Annotated in this window: 18 protein-coding genes and 1 pseudogene; 13 read left to right on the top strand and 6 right to left on the bottom strand. The window is 50.2% G+C overall.

The window, feature by feature from the left end; genetic code table 11:
- Nucleotides 1–5: 5 nt before the first annotated feature.
- Nucleotides 6–689: pseudogene (locus tag CHU32_RS25995) on the top strand (TOPRIM nucleotidyl transferase/hydrolase domain-containing protein); the annotation flags it as partial.
- 166 nt (nucleotides 690–855) lie between these two features.
- Here CHU32_RS25995 and copM read toward each other — a convergent pair.
- From copM to silR, 4 genes are all read right to left on the bottom strand, one after another.
- Nucleotides 856–1,206: a CopM family metallochaperone gene (gene copM / locus CHU32_RS25990; RefSeq protein WP_006785879.1), complete on the bottom strand. Its 351-nt coding sequence runs from the start codon at nucleotides 1,204–1,206 to the stop codon at nucleotides 856–858.
- Between the two features lie 148 nt (nucleotides 1,207–1,354).
- The gene (silE, locus tag CHU32_RS25985; protein WP_006785880.1) at nucleotides 1,355–1,786 is read right to left on the bottom strand and encodes a silver-binding protein SilE; all 432 of its coding nucleotides are present in this window, start codon (nucleotides 1,784–1,786) and stop codon (nucleotides 1,355–1,357) included.
- 249 nt (nucleotides 1,787–2,035) lie between these two features.
- Nucleotides 2,036–3,511, bottom strand: coding sequence for a copper/silver sensor histidine kinase SilS (gene silS / locus CHU32_RS25980; RefSeq protein ID WP_000555738.1), 1,476 nt, complete (start codon nucleotides 3,509–3,511; stop codon nucleotides 2,036–2,038).
- Nucleotides 3,504–4,184: a copper/silver response regulator transcription factor SilR gene (gene silR / locus CHU32_RS25975; protein ID WP_000697968.1), complete on the bottom strand. Its 681-nt coding sequence runs from the start codon at nucleotides 4,182–4,184 to the stop codon at nucleotides 3,504–3,506. Before silR ends, silS begins: the two co-directional genes overlap by 8 nt.
- Before the next feature lie 189 nt (nucleotides 4,185–4,373).
- Here silR and silC point away from each other — a divergent pair, with 189 nt between their 5' ends.
- The 7 genes from silC (at nucleotide 4,374) to CHU32_RS25940 (ending at nucleotide 14,038) form a co-directional block, all read left to right on the top strand.
- On the top strand, nucleotides 4,374–5,759 hold the full coding sequence (gene silC / locus CHU32_RS25970) for a Cu(+)/Ag(+) efflux RND transporter outer membrane channel SilC (protein WP_000475503.1): 1,386 nt from the start codon (nucleotides 4,374–4,376) through the stop codon (nucleotides 5,757–5,759).
- A 28-nt stretch (nucleotides 5,760–5,787) separates the two neighbouring features.
- A complete protein-coding gene (cusF, locus tag CHU32_RS25965) occupies nucleotides 5,788–6,141 on the top strand; it encodes a cation efflux system protein CusF (RefSeq protein WP_001246153.1) in 354 nt (117 codons plus the stop codon).
- Nucleotides 6,142–6,254: 113 nt separating this feature from the next.
- A complete protein-coding gene (silB, locus tag CHU32_RS25960; protein WP_001485328.1) occupies nucleotides 6,255–7,547 on the top strand; it encodes a Cu(+)/Ag(+) efflux RND transporter periplasmic adaptor subunit SilB in 1,293 nt (430 codons plus the stop codon).
- A gap of 10 nt (nucleotides 7,548–7,557) precedes the next feature.
- Nucleotides 7,558–10,704, top strand: a complete 3,147-nt coding sequence (gene silA, locus CHU32_RS25955) for a Cu(+)/Ag(+) efflux RND transporter permease subunit SilA (RefSeq protein ID WP_000574021.1) — start codon at nucleotides 7,558–7,560, stop codon at nucleotides 10,702–10,704.
- 86 nt (nucleotides 10,705–10,790) lie between these two features.
- Nucleotides 10,791–11,231 carry a DUF411 domain-containing protein gene (locus tag CHU32_RS25950; RefSeq protein WP_002436620.1) on the top strand — a complete coding sequence of 147 codons (441 nt, stop codon included), beginning with the start codon at nucleotides 10,791–10,793 and terminating at the stop codon, nucleotides 11,229–11,231.
- Between the two features lie 97 nt (nucleotides 11,232–11,328).
- Nucleotides 11,329–13,800 (top strand): Ag(+)-translocating P-type ATPase SilP, encoded by a 2,472-nt coding sequence (gene silP, locus CHU32_RS25945; RefSeq protein ID WP_129244003.1) that lies wholly within the window; start codon nucleotides 11,329–11,331, stop codon nucleotides 13,798–13,800.
- 40 nt (nucleotides 13,801–13,840) lie between these two features.
- Nucleotides 13,841–14,038: a DUF2933 domain-containing protein gene (locus CHU32_RS25940; protein WP_000843497.1), complete on the top strand. Its 198-nt coding sequence runs from the start codon at nucleotides 13,841–13,843 to the stop codon at nucleotides 14,036–14,038.
- A gap of 33 nt (nucleotides 14,039–14,071) precedes the next feature.
- Here CHU32_RS25940 and CHU32_RS25935 read toward each other — a convergent pair whose 3' ends face one another.
- The gene (locus CHU32_RS25935; RefSeq protein WP_004118669.1) at nucleotides 14,072–14,809 is read right to left on the bottom strand and encodes a peptidoglycan DD-metalloendopeptidase family protein; all 738 of its coding nucleotides are present in this window, start codon (nucleotides 14,807–14,809) and stop codon (nucleotides 14,072–14,074) included.
- Between the two features lie 288 nt (nucleotides 14,810–15,097).
- Nucleotides 15,098–15,547, bottom strand: a complete 450-nt coding sequence (locus CHU32_RS25930) for a copper resistance protein (protein ID WP_001023257.1) — start codon at nucleotides 15,545–15,547, stop codon at nucleotides 15,098–15,100.
- A 233-nt stretch (nucleotides 15,548–15,780) separates the two neighbouring features.
- On the opposite strand from CHU32_RS25930, the gene pcoA reads away from it, so the two are divergent.
- The 5 genes from pcoA to pcoR are packed head-to-tail and all read left to right on the top strand — an operon-like array spanning nucleotide 15,781 to nucleotide 20,583.
- The gene (pcoA, locus tag CHU32_RS25925) at nucleotides 15,781–17,598 is read left to right on the top strand and encodes a multicopper oxidase PcoA (protein ID WP_000925242.1); all 1,818 of its coding nucleotides are present in this window, start codon (nucleotides 15,781–15,783) and stop codon (nucleotides 17,596–17,598) included.
- Between the two features lie 5 nt (nucleotides 17,599–17,603).
- The gene (gene pcoB, locus CHU32_RS25920) at nucleotides 17,604–18,494 is read left to right on the top strand and encodes a copper resistance outer membrane transporter PcoB (protein ID WP_006785895.1); all 891 of its coding nucleotides are present in this window, start codon (nucleotides 17,604–17,606) and stop codon (nucleotides 18,492–18,494) included.
- Nucleotides 18,495–18,533: 39 nt separating this feature from the next.
- Complete coding sequence (gene pcoC / locus CHU32_RS25915) at nucleotides 18,534–18,914, top strand: copper resistance system metallochaperone PcoC (protein WP_000025662.1); 381 nt, start codon at nucleotides 18,534–18,536, stop codon at nucleotides 18,912–18,914.
- A 55-nt stretch (nucleotides 18,915–18,969) separates the two neighbouring features.
- A complete protein-coding gene (gene pcoD, locus CHU32_RS25910; protein WP_229692861.1) occupies nucleotides 18,970–19,848 on the top strand; it encodes a copper resistance inner membrane protein PcoD in 879 nt (292 codons plus the stop codon).
- 54 nt (nucleotides 19,849–19,902) lie between these two features.
- Nucleotides 19,903–20,583 (top strand): copper response regulator transcription factor PcoR, encoded by a 681-nt coding sequence (gene pcoR / locus CHU32_RS25905; protein WP_001188930.1) that lies wholly within the window; start codon nucleotides 19,903–19,905, stop codon nucleotides 20,581–20,583.
- Nucleotides 20,584–20,704: the final 121 nt, after the last annotated feature.

Raw genomic sequence — 20,704 nt, 5'->3', positions numbered from 1 at the left:
GTGGCGATTCAGTACGTTATGTCACCAGAAATGAGACAGGTGAACCCGTTGTAAAAATGCCGGATGACGATGTGCTGAAGGAAGCAACTGAAAGCCTGGGGGTGTTGCCAGAGACTGGTATGGAAAGGGCTAAAGGCATTGTTCTGGTAGAAGGAAAGTCGGATGTCACTTTCCTGAGGCATGCGGCCAGTTCATTTAAACAATCAGGTGTGCTGCCAGCCTCTCTTGAGGACGTGAAAATTGTGCCAGTCCTCATAGGAGGATGCGGGAGCGTCAAACACTGGGTTACCTTAAATCTGGCCAACGATCTGGGGCTTCCCTGGTGCGTATTTCTGGACTCCGATATTGGGGGAGACCCTGCACAGGTTCTGTCCATTCAGAAACGTAAAAAAGAAGTGGAGGAAGCCGGTAAGGTATTCTTCGCCACGCGCAAACGTGAAATAGAGAACTATCTCTGCCCGGATCTGATCGAAGAAATTACCGGTGTAGCAGTCACGTTTACGGACACCTGTGACGCTAAAAAAATAATCGGCCGGGCTGTGGGAATGAAACCCGATAATGTGCTTGATAAATTCTGGCCCCAGATGACAGCGGAAAGAATAATCTCAAGATCAACCTATCATGACGGAACGCAGGAAAGAATTGAACTGATTGAGATCCTGAGCGACATTATTTCCATGACGAGATAATGTGTTAAAATAATCGCAGCTGCATATATTCCGGTCCACAGCAAAGGACCGGAGTATAGAATATAAAAAACCCGAAATTAATCGGGTTTTAATTATTTAACGTTTAACAGGATCCCGTGCCCGGGAGTGATTTAAAATTACGCTTATCATGGCGTTTTTGCAATCTTTATTTTTGACTGCCAAGCCATTTATTCATCTGCTCGATTTCACCTTTCTGAGCTTTAATGATGTCCTGCGCAAGCTTTCTCATTTCGGGATCTTTTCCGTATTTAAGCTCGGTCTCAGCCATTGCTATTGCTCCTTCATGGTGTGCGATCATACCTTTTGCAAAGGCCTTATCGGGATCGGGCTCATTAACGGCGGCCATCATTTTTTCATGCATGTCTTTCATGCCAGCCATATATTCCTGTGACGATGCCGATGAGTGCATATCTGACATTTTCATTTCCGAATGTTCGGCAGAAATTGCTGGCAGGGATAACATTAATATAACAAAAAGGGTGTTTTTGATTTTCATTTAATAAATCCTTTTCAGGTAGGTACCGGTTAATTGTAGCTGAGTCATATAAAAAAGCCCCCTGATGGGGGCAAAAATGTCACAACATATCCGGTTAAGGAATAATCTATCAAGGAAAGGGTAAAAAGCACGGATACTACAGTCGCATTCAGCCTACATTGATCATGCGGCGGTGCGCTTCGGCCATGGCCTGATGTGGGCCGGACTGACCGTTATTCATGAATTCATGGGCAACCGCTGCTCTTTCATGCTCATCCATCGCCGCGTAAGACGTTGAAGGGACGGTCGTGGATACTGTGTTATTTCCCATCATCTTCTGATGACTTTCCACCATTTTCTGGTGCGCATCTGCCGATCCGTTCGTCATGGTTTCATGAGCAATAATGGCCTGTTCATGCTGGTCCATACCGGTCATACGGGGAGCAGTCCCCTGGATCCCGACAGGAGCCGCAGCAGACTGCATCTGGTGAGCAGGGGCCTGTGCATTGTTGACGCGCTCATGGATATTCACGGTTTCAGTGGCCCAGGCCGAAGAAATTAAACCAAAGCCCAGCAAAGATGCTAATACGATATTTTTCATGATAACTCTCCATTTCTCAATTAATGATGTCCGGGGAAGTACAACCGGTGTTTTCAGTTTCATAACTTAAACAGGTTCGGCAGTTCTTATTTCTCCGGGAGATGGCTGGATATTCATTCCTGGCGTACTCTGACGCCGGGTATTGATGAAGCAATCCAGCCTTCCTGATAAGTTGCACTAATTATATCGAATGGCTTCTGTTTGCTGCATGACAGGCTAATGACATCTTTGTCATTTAAATCTTTATTCTCAGTGTTGGGGATCCGGAATCATTTTCTCCAGTCTGGGTACGGATAAAATAAAACGTGTCGAGCGTATATCCGATTCCACATGCACTCTTCCGTGATGTGCTTCCACGATTGACTTCACAATCGCAAGACCGATGCCGCTGCCTTCTCCTTTTCGTTGTCTGGACGGATCCACCCGATAAAAACGGTCAAACAGCCTTGATAAATGCTCTTCAGGGATTGGTTTCCCCGGATTTTCAATCACAAGGTCAAAAAAGCTCCCCTGTTTTCTTATTGAGACGGTGATTGCCTGTCCCTCAGGGGTATAACGCAGGGCATTGGATAACAGATTATTGATCGCTCTTCTAAACATTTGTGGATCTCCCTCGACCAGACAGGGCATCCCGTTAAATTTGAGCGTGATATTGCGTTCTTCGGCCCAGGCTTCGAAAAACTCGAAGACTTTCATGACTTCCGCTCTGAGGTCAAACATGACCCTGTCAGGTATCAGCTGATTATTATCTGCCTGTGCCAGGAACAGCATATCGCTGACCATTTTGGTCATCCGGTTATACTCTTCAAGACTGGAATAGAGGACATCCTCAAGTTCCCTCTGTGTTCGATCCTGACTCAGTGCGATTTCAGTCTGCGTCACCAGATTGGTGATGGGCGTTCTGATCTCATGCGCGATATCGGCAGAGAAATTGGCCTGGCGGGTAAAGACATCCTCAATCTTTCCAATCATATGATTGAACGAGATAACCAGTTGCTCCAGCTCAATGGGAACGCGTGTCGGTTCCAGTCGCGCATCAAGATTCTCGGAGGTGATGTTTTTAATGGCATTGCTGACATTACGAAGGGGCAGGTGCCCCTGACGGACAGCGATTCGAATGATCAGAACAATCAACAGGCTTATCACGACGGCAATCGCAATCAGGTTCTTTTTCAGCGCATCGAGGTAATGGAGATGGAAATTAATGGATAGGCCAGTCAGCATGACATAGTTCTGCTGTTTGCCCTGAAATATCGCCTGACCAGAGGAGGCGATAATCCTGTATGTTTCCATCTTCATTTCGGACCCGGTATCCATCGGTCCCGCAGGATCCTCCACCGTCCAGAGAAAGACATCCCGTGCGCGGCTGTGCTCGCTAAAATCTGCTGAATTCACTGCCGGGCGTAGTGCCGCCCCCTGAGCTGAGCTAAAGAGCACTTCACCCCTGGGATTGAGGAGCAAAAGGGCAACGTTGCGGTAGCTGGCAATTGATTCCTTTATTTTGCTTATTTTTTTATCATCCGGATCCACCGGGGACTGCAGTATACGGTTCAGTGTGGTGCTGATTTGTTGAAGATCGCTGACATCCTGCTCGGCAAAATGATTTTCAACAGAATGCAGCATAAACCAGGTGAAGGCGATAAAAGCCAGTATCGTGGACAGGCTGATAAAAAAGGTCAGCCGCAGAGCGAGTGAGAAAGGGCGTCTGGAAGGTTTGCTATGCATCCGGGACCTCCAGCATGTAGCCCACGCCCCGGACTGTCTGGATCAGCTTTGTCTCGTAATCGTTGTCTATTTTAGCGCGGAGTCGCTTTACTGCGACATCGATCGCATTAGTGTCGCTGTCAAAATTCATGTCCCAGACCTGAGAGGCAATCAGGGAGCGGGGAAGAACCTCTCCCTGATGGCGAATGAAGAATTCCAGCAGGCTGAACTCTTTACTGGTGAGCACAATGCGGTTTCCGGCGCGACTGACTTTTCTGGATACGAGATCAATCGAGAGGTCAGCCACCTTAAACTGGCTTTCCGTGATCATCGTGTTTCCCCGCCTCAGAAGGGTTCTCACCCGGGCGAGCAGTTCGGCAAACGCAAAGGGTTTAACCAGATAATCGTCCGCACCCAGTTCCAGTCCTTTGACCCTATGTTCGATCGTGCCGAGGGCTGTCAGCAGTAAGACCGGCATACCCTTTCCGGCAGTGCGCAGCATGCGGATGATATCCCAGCCGTTCACATCAGGTAGCATGATATCCAGAATGACTAAATCATACTCGGCTGTCATGGCGAGATGATATCCGGTAAGACCATTATCAGCGTGATCCACTACGAACCCTGCCTCTGTAAGCCCTTTGCTGAGATATTCACCTGTTTTAATTTCGTCTTCGACGATCAATATTTTCATCTTGCTCCCCGGCTGGCTGCTAATGTCATTCTATTGCGCCCACGATCGTTATCAACGGATTACAGCAAAAATGACAACATTGTCATTATCCTGTCACTCGGCAAACAGAGAGCGTTAGGTAAAGTACCCCTATCAATACTCTGGACTTCATTTGAACCATTTACCAGGTCTGCCTGGACGAGAAGCGTTATGTTCAAATTAAAATTACTCAGCATTAGCACGATATTCATCCTGGCAGGCTGCGTGTCGCTTGCGCCTGAATATCAGCGGCCCGCAGCACCGGTACCCCAGCAGTTTTCACTGTCCCATAACAGCCTGACGCCAGCGGTAAATGGCTATCAGGATACGGGCTGGCGTAACTTTTTTGTCGATCCCCAGGTTACCCGGTTGATCGGTGAAGCTCTGACTAATAACCGTGATTTGAGAATGGCTGCCCTGAAGGTTGAAGAGGCCCGAGCCCAGTTCAACGTCACGGATGCAGATCGTTACCCCCAGCTGAATGCCTCATCCGGGATAACATACAGCGGTGGTCTGAAAGGTGACAAGCCGACCACACAGGAGTACGACGCGAGACTGGAGCTCAGCTATGAGCTCGATTTTTTCGGCAAACTTAAGAACATGAGTGATGCTGACCGCCAGAACTACTTTGCCAGCGAAGAAGCCCGTCGGGCCGTACACATCCTGCTGGTCTCCAACGTTTCACAGAGCTATTTCAGCCAGCAACTGGCGTACGAACAACTCCGTATTGCGCGGGAAACGCTGAAAAATTATGAACAGTCCTATGCTTTCGTTGAGCAACAGCTCGTGACCGGGAGTACGAACGTTCTGGCACTTGAACAGGCGAGAGGACAAATCGAAAGTACCCGCGCCGAAATAGCCAAACGAGAAGGCGATCTGGCTCAGGCAAACAATGCCCTGCAACTGGTGCTGGGAACGTACCGCGCACTTCCGTCAGAAAAAGGGATGAAAGGCGGGGAGATCGCACCAGTAAAATTGCCACCAAATCTATCTTCACAAATTTTGCTGCAGCGACCGGATATTATGGAAGCGGAATATCAGCTGAAAGCGGCTGATGCCAATATTGGCGCAGCGCGAGCGGCCTTTTTCCCCTCCATTACCCTGACCAGTGGTCTTTCCGCAAGCAGTACGGAGCTGTCAAGCCTGTTTACGTCAGGAAGTGGAATGTGGAATTTTATCCCTAAAATTGAAATTCCTATTTTTAATGCTGGCAGGAATAAAGCCAATCTGAAGCTGGCTGAAATTCGCCAGCAACAATCGGTGGTTAATTACGAACAAAAAATTCAGTCAGCCTTTAAGGATGTTTCCGACACGCTTGCGCTGCGCGACAGCCTTAGCCAGCAACTTGAGTCACAGCAGCGTTATCTTGATTCACTTCAGATAACTCTCCAGCGTGCCAGAGGATTATATGCAAGTGGTGCTGTCAGTTACATCGAAGTGCTGGATGCAGAACGTTCCCTCTTCGCTACGCAGCAAACCATTCTCGATCTTACCTATTCCCGACAGGTTAACGAAATTAATCTGTTTACCGCGCTGGGTGGCGGTTGGGTAGAGTAAATTTATTTAATTAATCAGGAAATTAAAAATGCGTAATTCACTTAAAGCCGTTTTATTTGGTGCCTTCTCTGTCATGTTTTCTGCCGGTCTTCATGCTGAAACACATCAGCATGGCGATATGAATGCTGCCAGTGATGCTTCGGTACAGCAGGTTATCAAGGGCACCGGTGTCGTTAAAGACATTGATATGAATAGTAAAAAGATTACCATTTCGCACGAAGCAATCCCTGCTGTGGGCTGGCCTGCAATGACCATGCGCTTCACTTTTGTTAATGCAGACGACGCTATCAATGCCCTGAAAACCGGCAACCATGTCGATTTCTCGTTTATTCAGCAGGGCAATATCTCCTTACTCAAAAGCATTAACGTTACGCAATCCTGATTATCAGTCCGGAGCGAATACATCCAGTGCGCCTGAACATTCATTAAGGGATTACTGTGAATGAATGATCGGGCGCATATGCCAGGTGTTTTGATTTTTCAGCGAGAAATTGTATGGCTTCTTTAAAGATAAAATATGCTGCAATAATTATCAGCAGCCTCATAGCAGGAGGGCTGATATCGGTTACTGCCTGGCAGTATGTAAACTCATCACAAAAAACAGTACAAACCGAACAAAAGGCACCGGAGCGAAAGGTACTTTTCTGGTATGACCCGATGAAACCGGATACCAAATTTGATAAACCCGGAAAATCTCCCTTTATGGATATGGACCTGGTGCCAAAATATGCTGATGAAAGCGGCGATAAAAGCAGTGGCGGGATCCGTATCGATCCAACGCAGGTTCAGAATCTGGGATTAAAAACGCAAAAAGTCACGCGAGGAATGCTGAATTATTCTCAGACAATCCCGGCTAATGTCAGTTACAACGAGTATCAGTTTGTCATTGTGCAGGCGCGCTCTGACGGTTTCGTCGAAAAAGTGTATCCCCTGACGATTGGCGATCATGTGAAGAAAGGCACTCCGCTTATCGATATCACCATTCCTGAATGGGTTGAGGCACAAAGTGAGTTCCTGCTGTTATCCGGTACAGGCGGTACGTCAACCCAGATAAAAGGGGTTCTGGAGCGACTTCGTCTAGCTGGTATGCCGGAAGAGGATATTCAAAGGCTGCGTTCAACCCGCACAATCCAGACCCGTTTTACCATTAAAGCACCTATTGATGGTGTCATTACTGCGTTTGACCTGCGCACCGGAATGAATATTTCGAAAGATAAAGTAGTGGCTCAGATTCAGGGGATGGACCCGGTCTGGATCAGCGCTGCAGTGCCAGAATCTATCGCATATCTGCTGAAAGATACGTCGCAGTTTGAAATTTCGGTACCGGCTTATCCGGATAAAACATTCCATGTCGAAAAATGGAACATTCTTCCCAGCGTGGATCAGACAACCCGTACGCTTCAGGTCCGTCTCCAGGTTTCTAATAAGGATGAGTTTCTCAAGCCGGGCATGAATGCCTATCTGAAACTGAATACCAAGAGCCAGGAGATGCTGCTGATACCAAGCCAGGCCGTTATCGATACCGGCAAAGAACAGCGCGTGATTACTGTTGATGATGAAGGCAAGTTTGTGCCGAAACAGATCCACGTTCTGCATGAATCACAGCAACAGTCCGGCATTGGCTCCGGCCTGAATGAAGGCGATACCGTGGTGGTCAGTGGCCTGTTCCTCATTGACTCCGAAGCCAATATTACGGGCGCGCTGGAACGTATGCGCCACCCTGAAAAAACAGAAAACAGTATGCCAGCAATGTCTGAGCAGCCTGTAAATATGCATTCAGGGCACTGAGGAGACGACGATGATTGAATGGATTATCCGGCGCTCTGTCGCCAACCGTTTCCTGGTCATGATGGGCGCACTGTTTCTCAGCATCTGGGGCACATGGACGATAATTAACACGCCGGTCGATGCGCTGCCTGACCTGTCAGATGTGCAGGTCATTATTAAAACCAGCTATCCCGGACAGGCCCCGCAGATTGTAGAAAACCAGGTCACCTATCCGCTTACCACCACCATGCTGTCCGTACCTGGCGCAAAAACCGTGCGTGGCTTTTCACAGTTCGGTGATTCGTATGTGTATGTCATTTTTGAAGACGGCACCGATCTGTACTGGGCCCGTTCGCGCGTGCTGGAATACCTGAATCAGGTTCAGGGCAAACTGCCTGCGGGTGTGAGCTCTGAAATCGGCCCGGACGCCACGGGAGTGGGCTGGATATTTGAATATGCCCTTGTCGATCGCAACGGAAAACACGACCTTTCAGAACTGCGCTCTCTGCAGGACTGGTTCCTGAAATTTGAGCTGAAAACCATCCCGAACGTGGCTGAGGTCGCTTCGGTTGGCGGCGTGGTGAAACAGTACCAGATTCAGGTCAATCCGGTAAAACTGTCCCAGTACGGTATCAGCCTGCCCGAAGTGAAACAGGCACTTGAATCGTCTAACCAGGAGGCCGGTGGCTCATCCGTTGAAATGGCCGAAGCGGAGTATATGGTCCGTGCCAGCGGTTATCTTCAGAGCATTGATGATTTTAATAACATCGTCCTGAAAACAGGTGAGAACGGCGTGCCGGTTTATCTGCGGGATGTTGCCCGCGTGCAGACCGGGCCCGAAATGAGGCGTGGTATTGCCGAGCTGAACGGCCAGGGAGAAGTCGCTGGCGGCGTGGTGATCCTGCGGTCGGGTAAAAATGCGCGCGACGTTATCACGGCAGTGAGGGATAAACTGGAGACGCTGAAGGCCAGCCTGCCGGAAGGCGTTGAAATCGTGACCACCTACGATCGCAGCCAGTTAATCGACCGGGCGATTGATAACCTCAGTTCCAAACTTCTGGAAGAGTTTATCGTGGTGGCCATCGTCTGTGCTCTGTTCCTGTGGCACGTACGTTCTGCCCTGGTGGCGATTATCTCTCTGCCGCTTGGCCTGTGTATCGCCTTTATCGTCATGCACTTCCAGGGACTGAACGCCAATATCATGTCGCTGGGAGGGATAGCGATTGCCGTCGGTGCGATGGTGGATGCCGCCATTGTGATGATTGAAAATGCGCACAAACGGCTTGAGGAGTGGGATCATCAGCATCCGGGTGAGCAGATTGACAACGCCACCCGCTGGAAGGTGATTACCGACGCCTCCGTGGAAGTGGGACCCGCGTTGTTCATTAGCCTGCTGATCATCACCCTGTCCTTTATTCCTATCTTTACCCTGGAAGGGCAGGAAGGTCGTCTGTTTGGCCCGCTGGCATTCACGAAAACGTACTCCATGGCGGGAGCGGCCGCACTGGCCATCATCGTCATTCCTATTCTGATGGGATTCTGGATCCGGGGGAAAATTCCTGCCGAGACAAGTAACCCCCTGAACCGGGTGCTGATCAAAGCGTATCATCCTTTGCTGCTGCGGGTCCTCCACTGGCCAAAAACAACCCTGCTGGTTGCGGCCTTGTCCATTTTCACGGTTATCTGGCCACTGAGTCAGGTGGGCGGTGAATTTCTGCCGAAGATTAACGAGGGCGATCTGCTGTATATGCCGTCGACCTTGCCTGGCGTCTCTCCGGCAGAAGCTGCAGCGCTCCTGCAGACAACAGACAAGTTAATCAAAAGCGTTCCTGAAGTGGCTTCTGTATTTGGCAAGACCGGTAAAGCAGAGACCGCAACGGATTCCGCGCCGCTCGAAATGGTGGAAACCACGATCCAGCTCAAACCTGAGGATCAGTGGCGTCCCGGCATGACAATTGACAAGATTATTGATGAACTCGACAGGACAGTCCGTTTACCGGGTCTGGCAAACCTCTGGGTGCCGCCTATCCGTAACCGTATTGATATGCTCTCAACCGGGATCAAAAGCCCGATAGGTATCAAAGTGTCCGGGACTGTTCTGTCCGATATCGACGCGACGGCGCAGAGTATCGAGGCGGTAGCCAAAACCGTGCCTGGCGTGGTGTCTGTCCTGGCTGAGCGACTTGAGGGCGGGCGCTACATCGATATCGATATCAACCGGGAGAAAGCCTCCCGCTACGGGATGACGGTAGGTGATGTCCAGCTGTTCGTCTCTTCAGCAATCGGAGGTGCTATGGTGGGTGAGACGGTTGAAGGGGTGGCCCGGTACCCTATTAACATTCGCTACCCGCAGGATTACCGGAACAGTCCGCAGGCGCTGAAACAGATGCCGATCCTGACCCCGATGAAGCAGCAGATCACGCTGGGCGATGTCGCGGATATTAACGTCGTTTCTGGACCAACCATGCTGAAAACCGAAAATGCCCGGCCAGCCAGCTGGATTTATGTTGATGCCCGCGGCAGGGACATGGTGTCGGTGGTTAACGACATTAAGACGGCCATCAGCGAGAAAGTGAAACTGAGACCGGGAACCAGTGTGGCATTCTCCGGACAGTTTGAACTGCTTGAGCATGCCAACAAGAAACTGAAGCTGATGGTGCCGATGACGGTGATGATCATTTTCATCCTGTTGTATCTGGCATTCCGCCGGGTTGACGAAGCCCTGCTGATCCTGATGAGCCTGCCGTTCGCCCTGGTTGGCGGAATATGGTTCCTGTACTGGCAGGGCTTCCATATGTCAGTGGCGACCGGAACCGGGTTTATCGCCCTGGCCGGGGTGGCAGCAGAGTTTGGCGTGGTCATGCTGATGTATCTGCGTCATGCCATTGAAGCGCACCCGGAATTGTCCCGTAAAGAGACGTTCACACCGGAAGGTCTTGATGAAGCCCTCTATCATGGTGCCGTACTGCGTGTCCGGCCGAAAGCCATGACCGTGGCGGTGATCATTGCGGGTCTGCTGCCAATACTCTGGGGAACCGGCGCAGGTTCAGAAGTCATGAGCCGTATTGCTGCGCCAATGATTGGTGGGATGATCACGGCTCCGCTGCTGTCCCTGTTCATTATTCCTGCCGCCTACAAATTAATCTGGCTGCGCAGACATAAAAAAAGCGTGTCATAACCCTGAAAGGGCGCCCCCAGTGGGCGTCCTTCTGCACTGATTCACCCTGACGTCAGGGTTTATATCGATAATATACAGAGGTGAGTATGAAAAAAGTGGTTCTAATGGCCCTGGCTCTCGGCCTGTCACTGCCTGCAATGGCGAGTGAAAAAGTCATTGATATGTACAAATCTGAAAACTGTGGCTGTTGTTCCCTGTGGGGCAAAGCGATGGAAAAAGACGGGTTCGAAGTGCGAACTCACGTCATGAATGATCAGGCGCTGTCAGCCCTGAAAGAAAAGCATGCTGTTCCTGCTGGACTACGAAGTTGTCATACCGCGGTTGTAGGTAATTTGATCATTGAAGGCCATGTGCCTGCGGCAACGATACATAAGGCCATGCAGTCTGGTTCGGGTATATACGGTCTCGCCACCCCCGGTATGCCAGCAGGAAGTCCGGGAATGGAGATGGGGGCCCGAAAAGAGGCTTACGATGTTATCGCATTCTCACCGGAGGGCAGTAAAAAAGTCTTCCAGCGAATCGAATAGTCAGCGGAACGGCTGATAACGGGACGCCGGCAGCAGGCACTCTTATGCCGGCGGCATTCGTGGTAATCGCATCCATGACATATCCTGAAGACAGAAAATGCTTCAGATATGCATAAGGAGAGTTACTGTGAAAAATGACAATGCAGTGGAACATAACAACCAGACTGCTTCTGAGCAGACATCATCCCCGGACGAGAGTCACGCATTGCATAAGGTGAGAGATCCCGTGTGCGGGATGGTCATCCTGCCTGACAAGGCGCACAGCAGCATTCGATACCAGGACCATCAGCTTTATTTCTGCTCCGCCAGCTGTGAGAGCAAATTTAAAGCCCATCCCGATCATTATTTTACCGAAGATGCCAGTGAACATCACCATCACCACGACCACCATGAAGTCAGCCCTGATAAGATAAAACAGTCTCACCGCCAGGCGGAGAAAGAGATTTCTGAAGGTGTGTGGACATGTCCGATGCATCCGGAGATACGCCGTAGTGGTCCCGGAAGCTGTCCTGTCTGTGGAATGGCACTGGAGCCGCTCGTAGCTACGGCATCCACGGGGACGAGTGATGAACTTCGCGACATGACAAGACGCTTCTGGCTGGGGTTGTTGCTGGCGTTTCCGGTTCTGATACTCGAAATGGGTTCTCATCTGTTTCCCGCTTTGAGGAATACAGTACCGCCACAGTACAACACATGGCTGCAGTTACTTCTGGCCTCTCCTGTCGTTTTGTGGTGTGGCTGGCCATTCTTCGCCCGGGCCGGAATGTCGTTACGTAACCGCTCCCTGAATATGTTTACCCTTGTTGCAATGGGGACCGGCGTAGCCTGGGTTTACAGCGTCATTGCAACCGTCTTCCCCTCCTGGTTTCCTGCATCGTTCAGAAACATGGATGGCCTGGTGGCCATTTATTTTGAAGCCGCAGCTGTTATTACGGTGCTTGTTCTGCTGGGACAGGTCCTTGAATTGCGGGCAAGGGAACAAACCTCAGGTGCCATTACTGCGCTTCTTAACCTTGCCCCCAAAACCGCCAGGCGGCTGGATCAAGACGGTCATGAAACGGATATTAATGCGGAAGATGTCCTGCCTGGCGATAAGCTCCGCATCAGACCTGGAGAGAGTATTCCGGTCGACGGTATCGTGGTCGAAGGCAAAACAACCGTTGATGAATCGATGGTGACCGGGGAATCTATGCCTGTTACCAAAACGGAGGGTGACCCTGTCATCGGGGGGACCATTAATCAGACAGGTAGTCTTATCATCCGTGCAGAGAAAGTCGGTGATGAAACGATGCTCTCACGAATTGTTCAGATGGTCGCTGATGCACAGCGTTCGCGGGCCCCCATCCAGAGAATGGCTGACAGCGTTTCAGGCTGGTTTGTTCCTCTGGTGATACTTATCGCGGTTGTTGCTTTCATGATCTGGTCTGTCTGGGGGCCCGAGCCCAGGATGGCGCACGGTCTCATTGCGGCTGTGTCGGTCCTGATTATTGCCTGTCCCTGCGCGCTGGGGCTGGCCACGCCGATGTCGATAATGGTGGGGGTGGGCAAAGGAGCCCAGGCCGGGGTGTTAATCAAGAATGCCGAAGCCCTTGAGCGTCTTGAAAAAGTGGACACGCTGGTTGTCGACAAAACAGGCACGCTCACGGAAGGTTCGCCGACGGTGACAGGGATTATCAGTCTCAATCCGGGTGGGGAAACATCTCTTTTGCGTGTAACGGCCGCAGTGGAAAAAGGCTCGCAGCATCCGCTGGGTATGGCAGTAGTTAAAGCAGCACAGGAAAAGGGGATCGCAATACCCGCAGTCACTCATTTCAATGCGCCGTCGGGTAAAGGTGTCTCAGGCGATGTCGAAGGTCAACGGGTTGTTATTGGTAATGAACTGGCTATGCAGGAAAACAGTATCGTTATTGATAATCAAAAGGCCGTTGCGGATACGTTGCGGATGGAAGGCGCTACCGTTATCTATGTGGCCACAGACGGGCACCTTGCAGGCCTGATAGCTATCTCGGATCCCGTGAAAGCAACCACGCCGGATGCGCTTAAAGCTTTGCGTCAGGCGGGGATCCGCATCGTTATGCTCACCGGGGATAACCAGCTTACCGCTGAAGCAGTCGCACGGAAACTGGGAATAGATGAGGTTGAAGCCGGGATTCTGCCGGATGGCAAAAAAGCAGTGATAACCCGACTGAAAGCGTCTGGCCATGTGGTTGCGATGGCCGGAGACGGTGTGAATGATGCCCCGGCGCTGGCAGCGGCTGACGTGGGTATAGCCATGGGAACGGGTACAGATGTGGCAATTGAAAGTGCCGGAGTCACCCTTCTCAAAGGCGACTTGATGATACTGAACAGGGCCCGTCATCTGTCAGAAATCACCATGAAAAATATCCGACAGAATCTGTTTTTTGCATTTATCTACAACGCACTTGGCGTGCCTGTGGCTGCAGGTCTGCTTTATCCTGTGTATGGAATACTGCTGTCGCCAGTTATTGCGGCGGCGGCCATGGCTCTTTCCTCCGTCAGCGTCATTGTGAATGCGTTGCGTCTGAAAAGTGTCAGGCTCGGGAAATAACACTGAGTGAAGGGGCTGTTACGAACAGAAGGAGTCCAGTATGAAAAGTACCACCTATGCGCTTATTGCTGTCGCCGCGATCGCGGCATTTGCCCTCCTGCGCGAACACTGGTCACATGTGGCAGGTTACTGGCCATATCTGTTATTGCTGGTCTGCCCGCTAATGCATCTTTTCCACGGCCACGGAGGGCATGGAGATCATCAACATCAAGGAAGTGAAAACGATAAAAAAAATTAATCCGGCAGACGGGGCCGCGTCGCGGCCCCGTTATCAGTCCAGGTATCGTTCGTAGTCTCTGGCATGCGCAAAGGCATGCTGTTCAAGTTTGTTATCAGCGGGTGCCGCTGCCCGGAACGCCAGTGAGTTAACAGGATTGTTATTGATGACCAGCTCGTAATGCAGATGAGGACCGGATGAACGTCCGCTGTTACCGGATAACGCAATAGCGTCTCCCCGGGTAACCCTGGCCCCTTTAGTAACGAGTATTTTATTGAGGTGGAGATAGCGAGTTTTAACACCGGCTTTTCCCGTTACTTCAACAAAATATCCCATGGTACTGTTGTATTCGGCCCGGGTGATTTTTCCGTCGATGACGCTGACTATTTTCGTGTTCATGGGCATGGAATAATCAATGCCATTATGGGGACTCACTTTTCCCGATACCGGGTTAAGTCTTGCAGGATTGAAAGGCGAACTGAGTCTTGCTGTGGCCGGTAACGGATAATCGAGACTGCCTTTCCCGGAAGTATCGGAAAGGTTATAGAACTTTTTATCTGATATACGATACGCCGTGTAATTAAATGAACCGGACGTAAATTTATAGGCCACGACACGTGATTTTCCCGCTTTCTTTTGCAGTACGAGTTTTAATGATTCATTTTTTTTCAAATGCCGCAGATTAAACCGGGAAGGCAAGGAGCGCTGAAGAGTAGCGATCTCGTTCGATTCCAGCCCCGAGCGGGTGGCTGAAAGGTAGGCATTTTCTTTTACGACATCGGTAGAATACATTTACTGGAATTCGCCGTTAGCATGAACACTGCGGCGTATGCTAGGGGTTTTCAGGAGGCGTGTCATCTGTCAGTTAATCGGGAGCACCGTTGATGGTCGTCATTTTTGTAACATATCTTGTTTCCCGTTTGCTCCTGAAGCTCTGGGAACTGTATGACCAGCCCGACGGTGATGATTAACGGGACTGAAACAGGTTACGGCAGAGCAATATGGGGCTCATGTCCTGCTACGTAACCCGTCAGTAAAGCCCTGCTGCGCACCTGACGCTAAGCACTAACCCGCCTGCAGTTACCTGGTCGAATACAGCCCGCGAAGCTTTCTTGCCTGCGTCTGATGTGCTTCCGCACCGGCATTATTGACCTGCTCATGCACGAGAGCGGCTTTTTCTCCGGCATTCAGTTCGTTAAAAGAAGAAGACGAGGTCTTTGAATTTGCATCACTGCCGGACAGCATTTTTTTATGTTCCTCAATCATTTTCTGATGCGCATAGGACGCGCTGTTGTTCATAAATGAATGAGCAACAATGGCCCTTTCATGTTCATTCATTTCAGAGAATGAGGGCGTGTTGTTTTTATTAACCCTGTCCGGTAAGTTTTCATGCGTCGAGGAATTCACATGACTGACGGCTGAGGCATTATTAACAAATCGATGTGCTTCATGGGCAATATCACTGGACTGAGCAAAAGCTGCCCCACAAAATAAAGCTGTAAACGCAGTGGTCGTGATTAATATATTCATGTGTAATTACCTTCTGAGGTACATAAAAGATGTCCTTATGATCATATATAAAAATAATCAACCTGTGGGGAAGATGACGTAAATGTAATACAGCTATGTACATTACACGATTGTAATGAATTTGTTTCTTAAGGTGTGCTAGATTCATTTCATTGTAGTGGATGAACCAGTAATTTAATTTATATCGGTTCTCGAATTCTGTCAGTAACCATACTTTAAATAAGGGAATGCGCATGCTGTTGAAAACGTCTCGACGAACTTTCCTGAAGGGGTTAACCCTCTCTGGCGTAGCCGGAAGTCTTGGCGTATGGAGTTTCAATGCGCGTTCCAGTCTGAGCCTGCCAGTTGCCGCATCCCTGCAGGGTACTCAGTTTGACCTGACCATTGGTGAAACGGCCGTCAATATCACGGGCAGTGAGCGTCAGGCCAAAACAATCAATGGAGGCCTGCCGGGGCCCGTTCTTCGCTGGAAAGAAGGTGACACCATTACCCTGAAGGTCAAAAACCGTCTTAATGAACAGACGTCCATTCACTGGCACGGCATTATTCTTCCGGCCAATATGGATGGTGTTCCGGGGCTGAGTTTTATGGGCATAGAGCCTGATGATACCTACGTTTACACCTTTAAGGTTAAGCAGAACGGGACTTACTGGTACCACAGCCATTCCGGTCTGCAGGAACAGGAGGGGGTATACGGTGCCATTATCATCGATGCCAGGGAGCCAGAACCGTTTGCTTACGATCGTGAGCATGTGGTCATGTTGTCTGACTGGACCGATGAAAATCCTCACAGCCTGCTGAAAAAATTAAAAAAACAGTCGGATTACTACAATTTCAATAAACCAACCGTTGGCTCTTTTTTCCGCGACGTGAATACCAGGGGGCTGTCAGCCACCATTGCCGATCGGAAAATGTGGGCTGAAATGAAAATGAATCCGACTGACCTCGCGGATGTCAGTGGCTACACCTACACCTATCTCATGAACGGGCAGGCCCCGCTGAAAAACTGGACCGGACTGTTCCGTCCCGGTGAAAAGATACGCTTACGGTTTATCAACGGCTCGGCAATGACCTATTTCGATATCCGTATCCCCGGGCTGAAAATGACGGTCGTGGCTGCAGATGGCCAGTATGTAAACCCGGTTACCGTTGACGAATTCAGGATTGCCGTTGCCGAAACCTATGATGTCATTGTGGAGCCTCAGGGTGAGGCCTATACCATCTTCGCACAATCCATGGACAGGACCGGTTACGCTCGAGGGACACTGGCCACGAGAGAGGGGTTAAGTGCTGCCGTTCCCCCCCTCGATCCCCGTCCTCTGTTGACCATGGAAGACATGGGTATGGGGGGAATGGGACATGATATGGCAGGAATGGACCACAGCCAGATGGGAGGCATGGATAACAGCGGAGAGATGATGTCTATGGACGGTGCTGACCTTCCGGATAGCGGGACATCCTCCGCGCCCATGGATCACAGCAGCATGGCCGGTATGGATCATTCCCGGATGGCCGGAATGCCGGGTATGCAAAGTCATCCTGCGTCAGAAACGGATAACCCACTGGTTGATATGCAGGCGATGAGCGTCTCTCCGAAATTAAATGATCCGGGTATTGGTCTTCGAAATAACGGAAGAAAGGTTCTCACGTACGCGGATTTGAAAAGCCGCTTTGAGGATCCTGACGGACGTGAACCTGGCCGTACCATAGAACTGCATTTAACCGGCCACATGGAAAAGTTTGCCTGGTCATTTAACGGAATCAAGTTTTCAGATGCCGCACCGGTGCTGCTGAAATACGGTGAGCGGCTCAGGATCACGCTGATCAACGATACCATGATGACTCACCCCATTCACCTGCATGGTATGTGGAGCGATCTGGAAGATGAAAACGGTAATTTCATGGTTCGTAAACACACAATAGATGTTCCCCCTGGTACAAAACGCAGTTACAGAGTGACAGCAGATGCGCTTGGCCGCTGGGCGTATCACTGCCATTTGCTCTATCACATGGAAATGGGAATGTTTCGTGAAGTCCGGGTGGAGGAATGATGCGAATGAAGAGAAATTTGAAGGCCATACCTGTTCTGGTCGCCGGTTTGTTTACCTCACAGCTTTCTATTGCGGCGGGCTCCGTCTCTGCAGATCCCCACGCCGGGCACGACATGTCTGCCATGCAGATGCCAGCAGATGAGAATTTCACTGAGATGACGTCAATGGAGCCCATTGTAACTGAGAGCAGAACGCCAATTCCGCCTGTTACCGATGCCGACCGGAAGGCTGCATTCGGCAATTTACAGGGGCATGCGATTCACGACAGTGCGATTAATTATCTGGTTCTGCTGGATCAACTGGAATGGCAACGGTCGGATAACACCAACAATTTCAGCTGGAGTGTTAACAGCTGGATTGGAGGCGACACAGATCGGATTTGGCTAAAGAGTGAAGGTGAACGAAGCAATGGGGAAACGGAGGCGGCTGAAGCGCAGTTACTCTGGGGACATGCGGTTGGCCCATGGTGGGATTTGGTTGCGGGTGTCAGGCAGGATTTCAGACCTGCTTCTGCCCGGACCTGGGCTGCTGTCGGTTTTCAGGGGCTGGCACTCTATAATTTTGAGTCTGAAATTTCGGGTTTTGTCAGTAATGGCGGAAAAGCAGCCCTTCGTCTGGGAGGAGAATACGACGTTTTACTGACTAACCGGCTCATACTCCAGCCATCCTATGAGGTGAATTTCTACAGTCAGGATGATGAATCGCGGGGTCGCGGCAGGGGACTGACTGACACAGAGCTGGGGCTCCGGCTGCGCTATGAAATACGCCGTGAGTTTGCACCCTATATAGGCGTTTCCTGGAATCAACTTTACGGGAAAACATCCGATATGGCGAAAAGAGAAGGTGAGAAAGACCATCAGGTAGTATTCCTGGCGGGAGCCAGAATCTGGTTTTAACGCACTGATATAAAACACTCAACTAAACAGGTAAATAAAATGTCGATTTTAAATAAAGCCATTCTTACAGGTGGCCTCGTTATGGGCGTTGCTTTCTCTGCTATGGCCCATCCGGAATTAAAAAGCTCTGTGCCACAGGCTGATTCAGCCGTAGCGGCCCCGGAAAAGATTCAGCTTAATTTCTCGGAAAATCTGACCGTGAAATTCTCAGGTGCAAAATTAACGATGACGGGTATGAAAGGCATGTCATCACATTCTCCGATGCCGGTCGCGGCAAAAGTGGCGCCAGGCGCTGACCCTAAATCGATGGTCATTATTCCGCGAGAGCCTTTACCCGCTGGCACTTATCGTGTTGACTGGCGCGCGGTTTCTTCAGATACGCACCCTATTACCGGTAATTACACCTTTACAGTGAAGTAATATTATGAACGACCTGATTATGATTGTTATTCGTTTTCTTCTTTATCTGGATTTGATGGTAATATTTGGATTGCCATTTTTTCAGATATATGGAATAAGCGGTGTCAGACATGAAACCTATAACCTGACTAATTTCAGGTCGTTTATAACCTTTGCTGTTGTTACAGGCATCATTCTTACTGGCATTAATATGCTCCTGGTATCTAATGCCATGAGTGGAGTAACTGACCTCAGAGAATTATCCATCCATGTTATCGAGATGGTGATAGAAGAAACTGATGTGGGTATTAGCTGGATTGTCAGGCTCTGTGCCCTGTTTACCACACTCGGTGCTTTGTTCCTTTACACTAATAAGAGAGTATTGTCCTGCCTGCTGATGACGATGAGTGGGGGCGTGGCGCTGGCTACACTTGCCTGGGGAGGACACGCCGTTATGCATGACGGTCTGCATTACTATCTCCATTTACTGAGCGATCTGACCCATCTCGGCGCTGCAGGTGCCTGGACAGGTGCTCTGGTTGCATTTGCTATCCTGCTGATGCGCAGAAACGAGCATAATGCACAGAGCGTCATTGTGATATCTGACTCCCTGGCAAAATTTGCCACGGCAGGAACGGTGATTGTTGTAGCCCTGATCCTGAGTGCGCTGGTCAACTATCTGTATATTGCTGAGGGTAACTTAACTCCCTTATTCAACAGTTCCTGGGGGAGGATATTGCTTGCCAAGACGGCTCTGTTTGTTCTGATGCTTCTTCTGGCTGCAGCAAACCGGTTTCACCTGGGTCCCCGGCTTGAAGTTATGGTCAGGGAAGGGAATTATGATCGCAGCGTTGCCCTGATGCGAAACAGCATCCTGACAGAATTCGTTGTTGCGATTATCATTCTGGGCGCCGTAGCGTGGCTCGGAATGCTTGCTCCGTCTCAGGTCAGCTAGGGGACAGCCAAAGCTCATGCGTGAGATTTTTACTTTCATATCAGCGAGTTGACCATGCAGCGTATTTTAATCGTTGAAGACGAACAAAAAACAGGTCGTTACCTGCAGCAGGGACTGGTTGAGGAAGGCTATCAGGCCGATCTCTTTAATAATGGCCGCGATGGTCTCGGGGCCGCGTCGAAGGGACAGTATGATTTGATAATACTGGACGTGATGCTGCCTTTCCTCGACGGGTGGCAAATCATCAGCGCACTGAGGGAGTCCGGGCACGAAGAACCGGTCCTGTTTTTAACCGCAAAGGACAACGTGCGGGACAAAGTGAAAGGACTGGAGCTTGGCGCAGATGACTACCTGATTAAGCCCTTTGATTTTACGGAGCTGGTTGCACGTGTAAGAACCCTACTGCGCCGGGCACGCTCGCAGGCCGCAACAGTCTGCACCATCGCCGATATGACCGTTGATATGGTGCGCCGGACCGTGATCCGTTCGGGGAAGAAGATCCATCTCACCGGTAAAGAATACGTTCTGCTTGAGTTGCTGCTGCAACGCACCGGAGAAGTGTTACCCAGGAGTCTTATCTCGTCCCTGGTCTGGAACATGAATTTTGACAGTGATACGAATGTGATTGATGTCGCCGTGAGACGTCTGAGAAGTAAAATTGATGATGACTTTGAGCCAAAACTGATCCATACCGTTCGCGGTGCCGGATATGTCCTGGAGATCAGAGAAGAGTGAGGTTCAAAATTTCCCTGACCACACGCCTGAGCCTGATTTTTTCTGCGGTGATGCTTACGGTATGGTGGTTATCAAGTTTTATCCTGATTAGCACCCTTAATGGCTATTTCGATAATCAGGA

The sequence above is a fragment of the Superficieibacter electus genome (assembly GCF_002915575.1).
Taxonomy (GTDB): Bacteria; Pseudomonadota; Gammaproteobacteria; order Enterobacterales; family Enterobacteriaceae; genus Superficieibacter; species Superficieibacter electus.
The sequence above is the reverse complement of the archived record's forward strand: the minus strand, read 5'-3'. Positions and strand labels throughout refer to the sequence as shown.

Coding starts and splice junctions, on each gene's coding strand:
- pcoB (WP_006785895.1), top strand. CDS start 17,604: ATGAAGAGAAATTTGAAGGCCATACCTGTTCTGGTCGCCGGTTTGTTT.
- silP (WP_129244003.1), top strand. CDS start 11,329: ATGCTTCAGATATGCATAAGGAGAGTTACTGTGAAAAATGACAATGCA.
- pcoD (WP_229692861.1), top strand. CDS start 18,970: ATGGTAATATTTGGATTGCCATTTTTTCAGATATATGGAATAAGCGGT.
- pcoR (WP_001188930.1), top strand. CDS start 19,903: ATGCAGCGTATTTTAATCGTTGAAGACGAACAAAAAACAGGTCGTTAC.
- pcoA (WP_000925242.1), top strand. CDS start 15,781: ATGCTGTTGAAAACGTCTCGACGAACTTTCCTGAAGGGGTTAACCCTC.
- CHU32_RS25940 (WP_000843497.1), top strand. CDS start 13,841: ATGAAAAGTACCACCTATGCGCTTATTGCTGTCGCCGCGATCGCGGCA.
- CHU32_RS25950 (WP_002436620.1), top strand. CDS start 10,791: ATGAAAAAAGTGGTTCTAATGGCCCTGGCTCTCGGCCTGTCACTGCCT.
- silE (WP_006785880.1), bottom strand. CDS start 1,786: ATGAAAAATATCGTATTAGCATCTTTGCTGGGCTTTGGTTTAATTTCT.
- silR (WP_000697968.1), bottom strand. CDS start 4,184: ATGAAAATATTGATCGTCGAAGACGAAATTAAAACAGGTGAATATCTC.
- CHU32_RS25935 (WP_004118669.1), bottom strand. CDS start 14,809: ATGTATTCTACCGATGTCGTAAAAGAAAATGCCTACCTTTCAGCCACC.
- CHU32_RS25930 (WP_001023257.1), bottom strand. CDS start 15,547: ATGAATATATTAATCACGACCACTGCGTTTACAGCTTTATTTTGTGGG.
- silS (WP_000555738.1), bottom strand. CDS start 3,511: ATGCATAGCAAACCTTCCAGACGCCCTTTCTCACTCGCTCTGCGGCTG.
- cusF (WP_001246153.1), top strand. CDS start 5,788: ATGCGTAATTCACTTAAAGCCGTTTTATTTGGTGCCTTCTCTGTCATG.
- pcoC (WP_000025662.1), top strand. CDS start 18,534: ATGTCGATTTTAAATAAAGCCATTCTTACAGGTGGCCTCGTTATGGGC.
- silA (WP_000574021.1), top strand. CDS start 7,558: ATGATTGAATGGATTATCCGGCGCTCTGTCGCCAACCGTTTCCTGGTC.
- silB (WP_001485328.1), top strand. CDS start 6,255: ATGGCTTCTTTAAAGATAAAATATGCTGCAATAATTATCAGCAGCCTC.
- copM (WP_006785879.1), bottom strand. CDS start 1,206: ATGAAAATCAAAAACACCCTTTTTGTTATATTAATGTTATCCCTGCCA.
- silC (WP_000475503.1), top strand. CDS start 4,374: ATGTTCAAATTAAAATTACTCAGCATTAGCACGATATTCATCCTGGCA.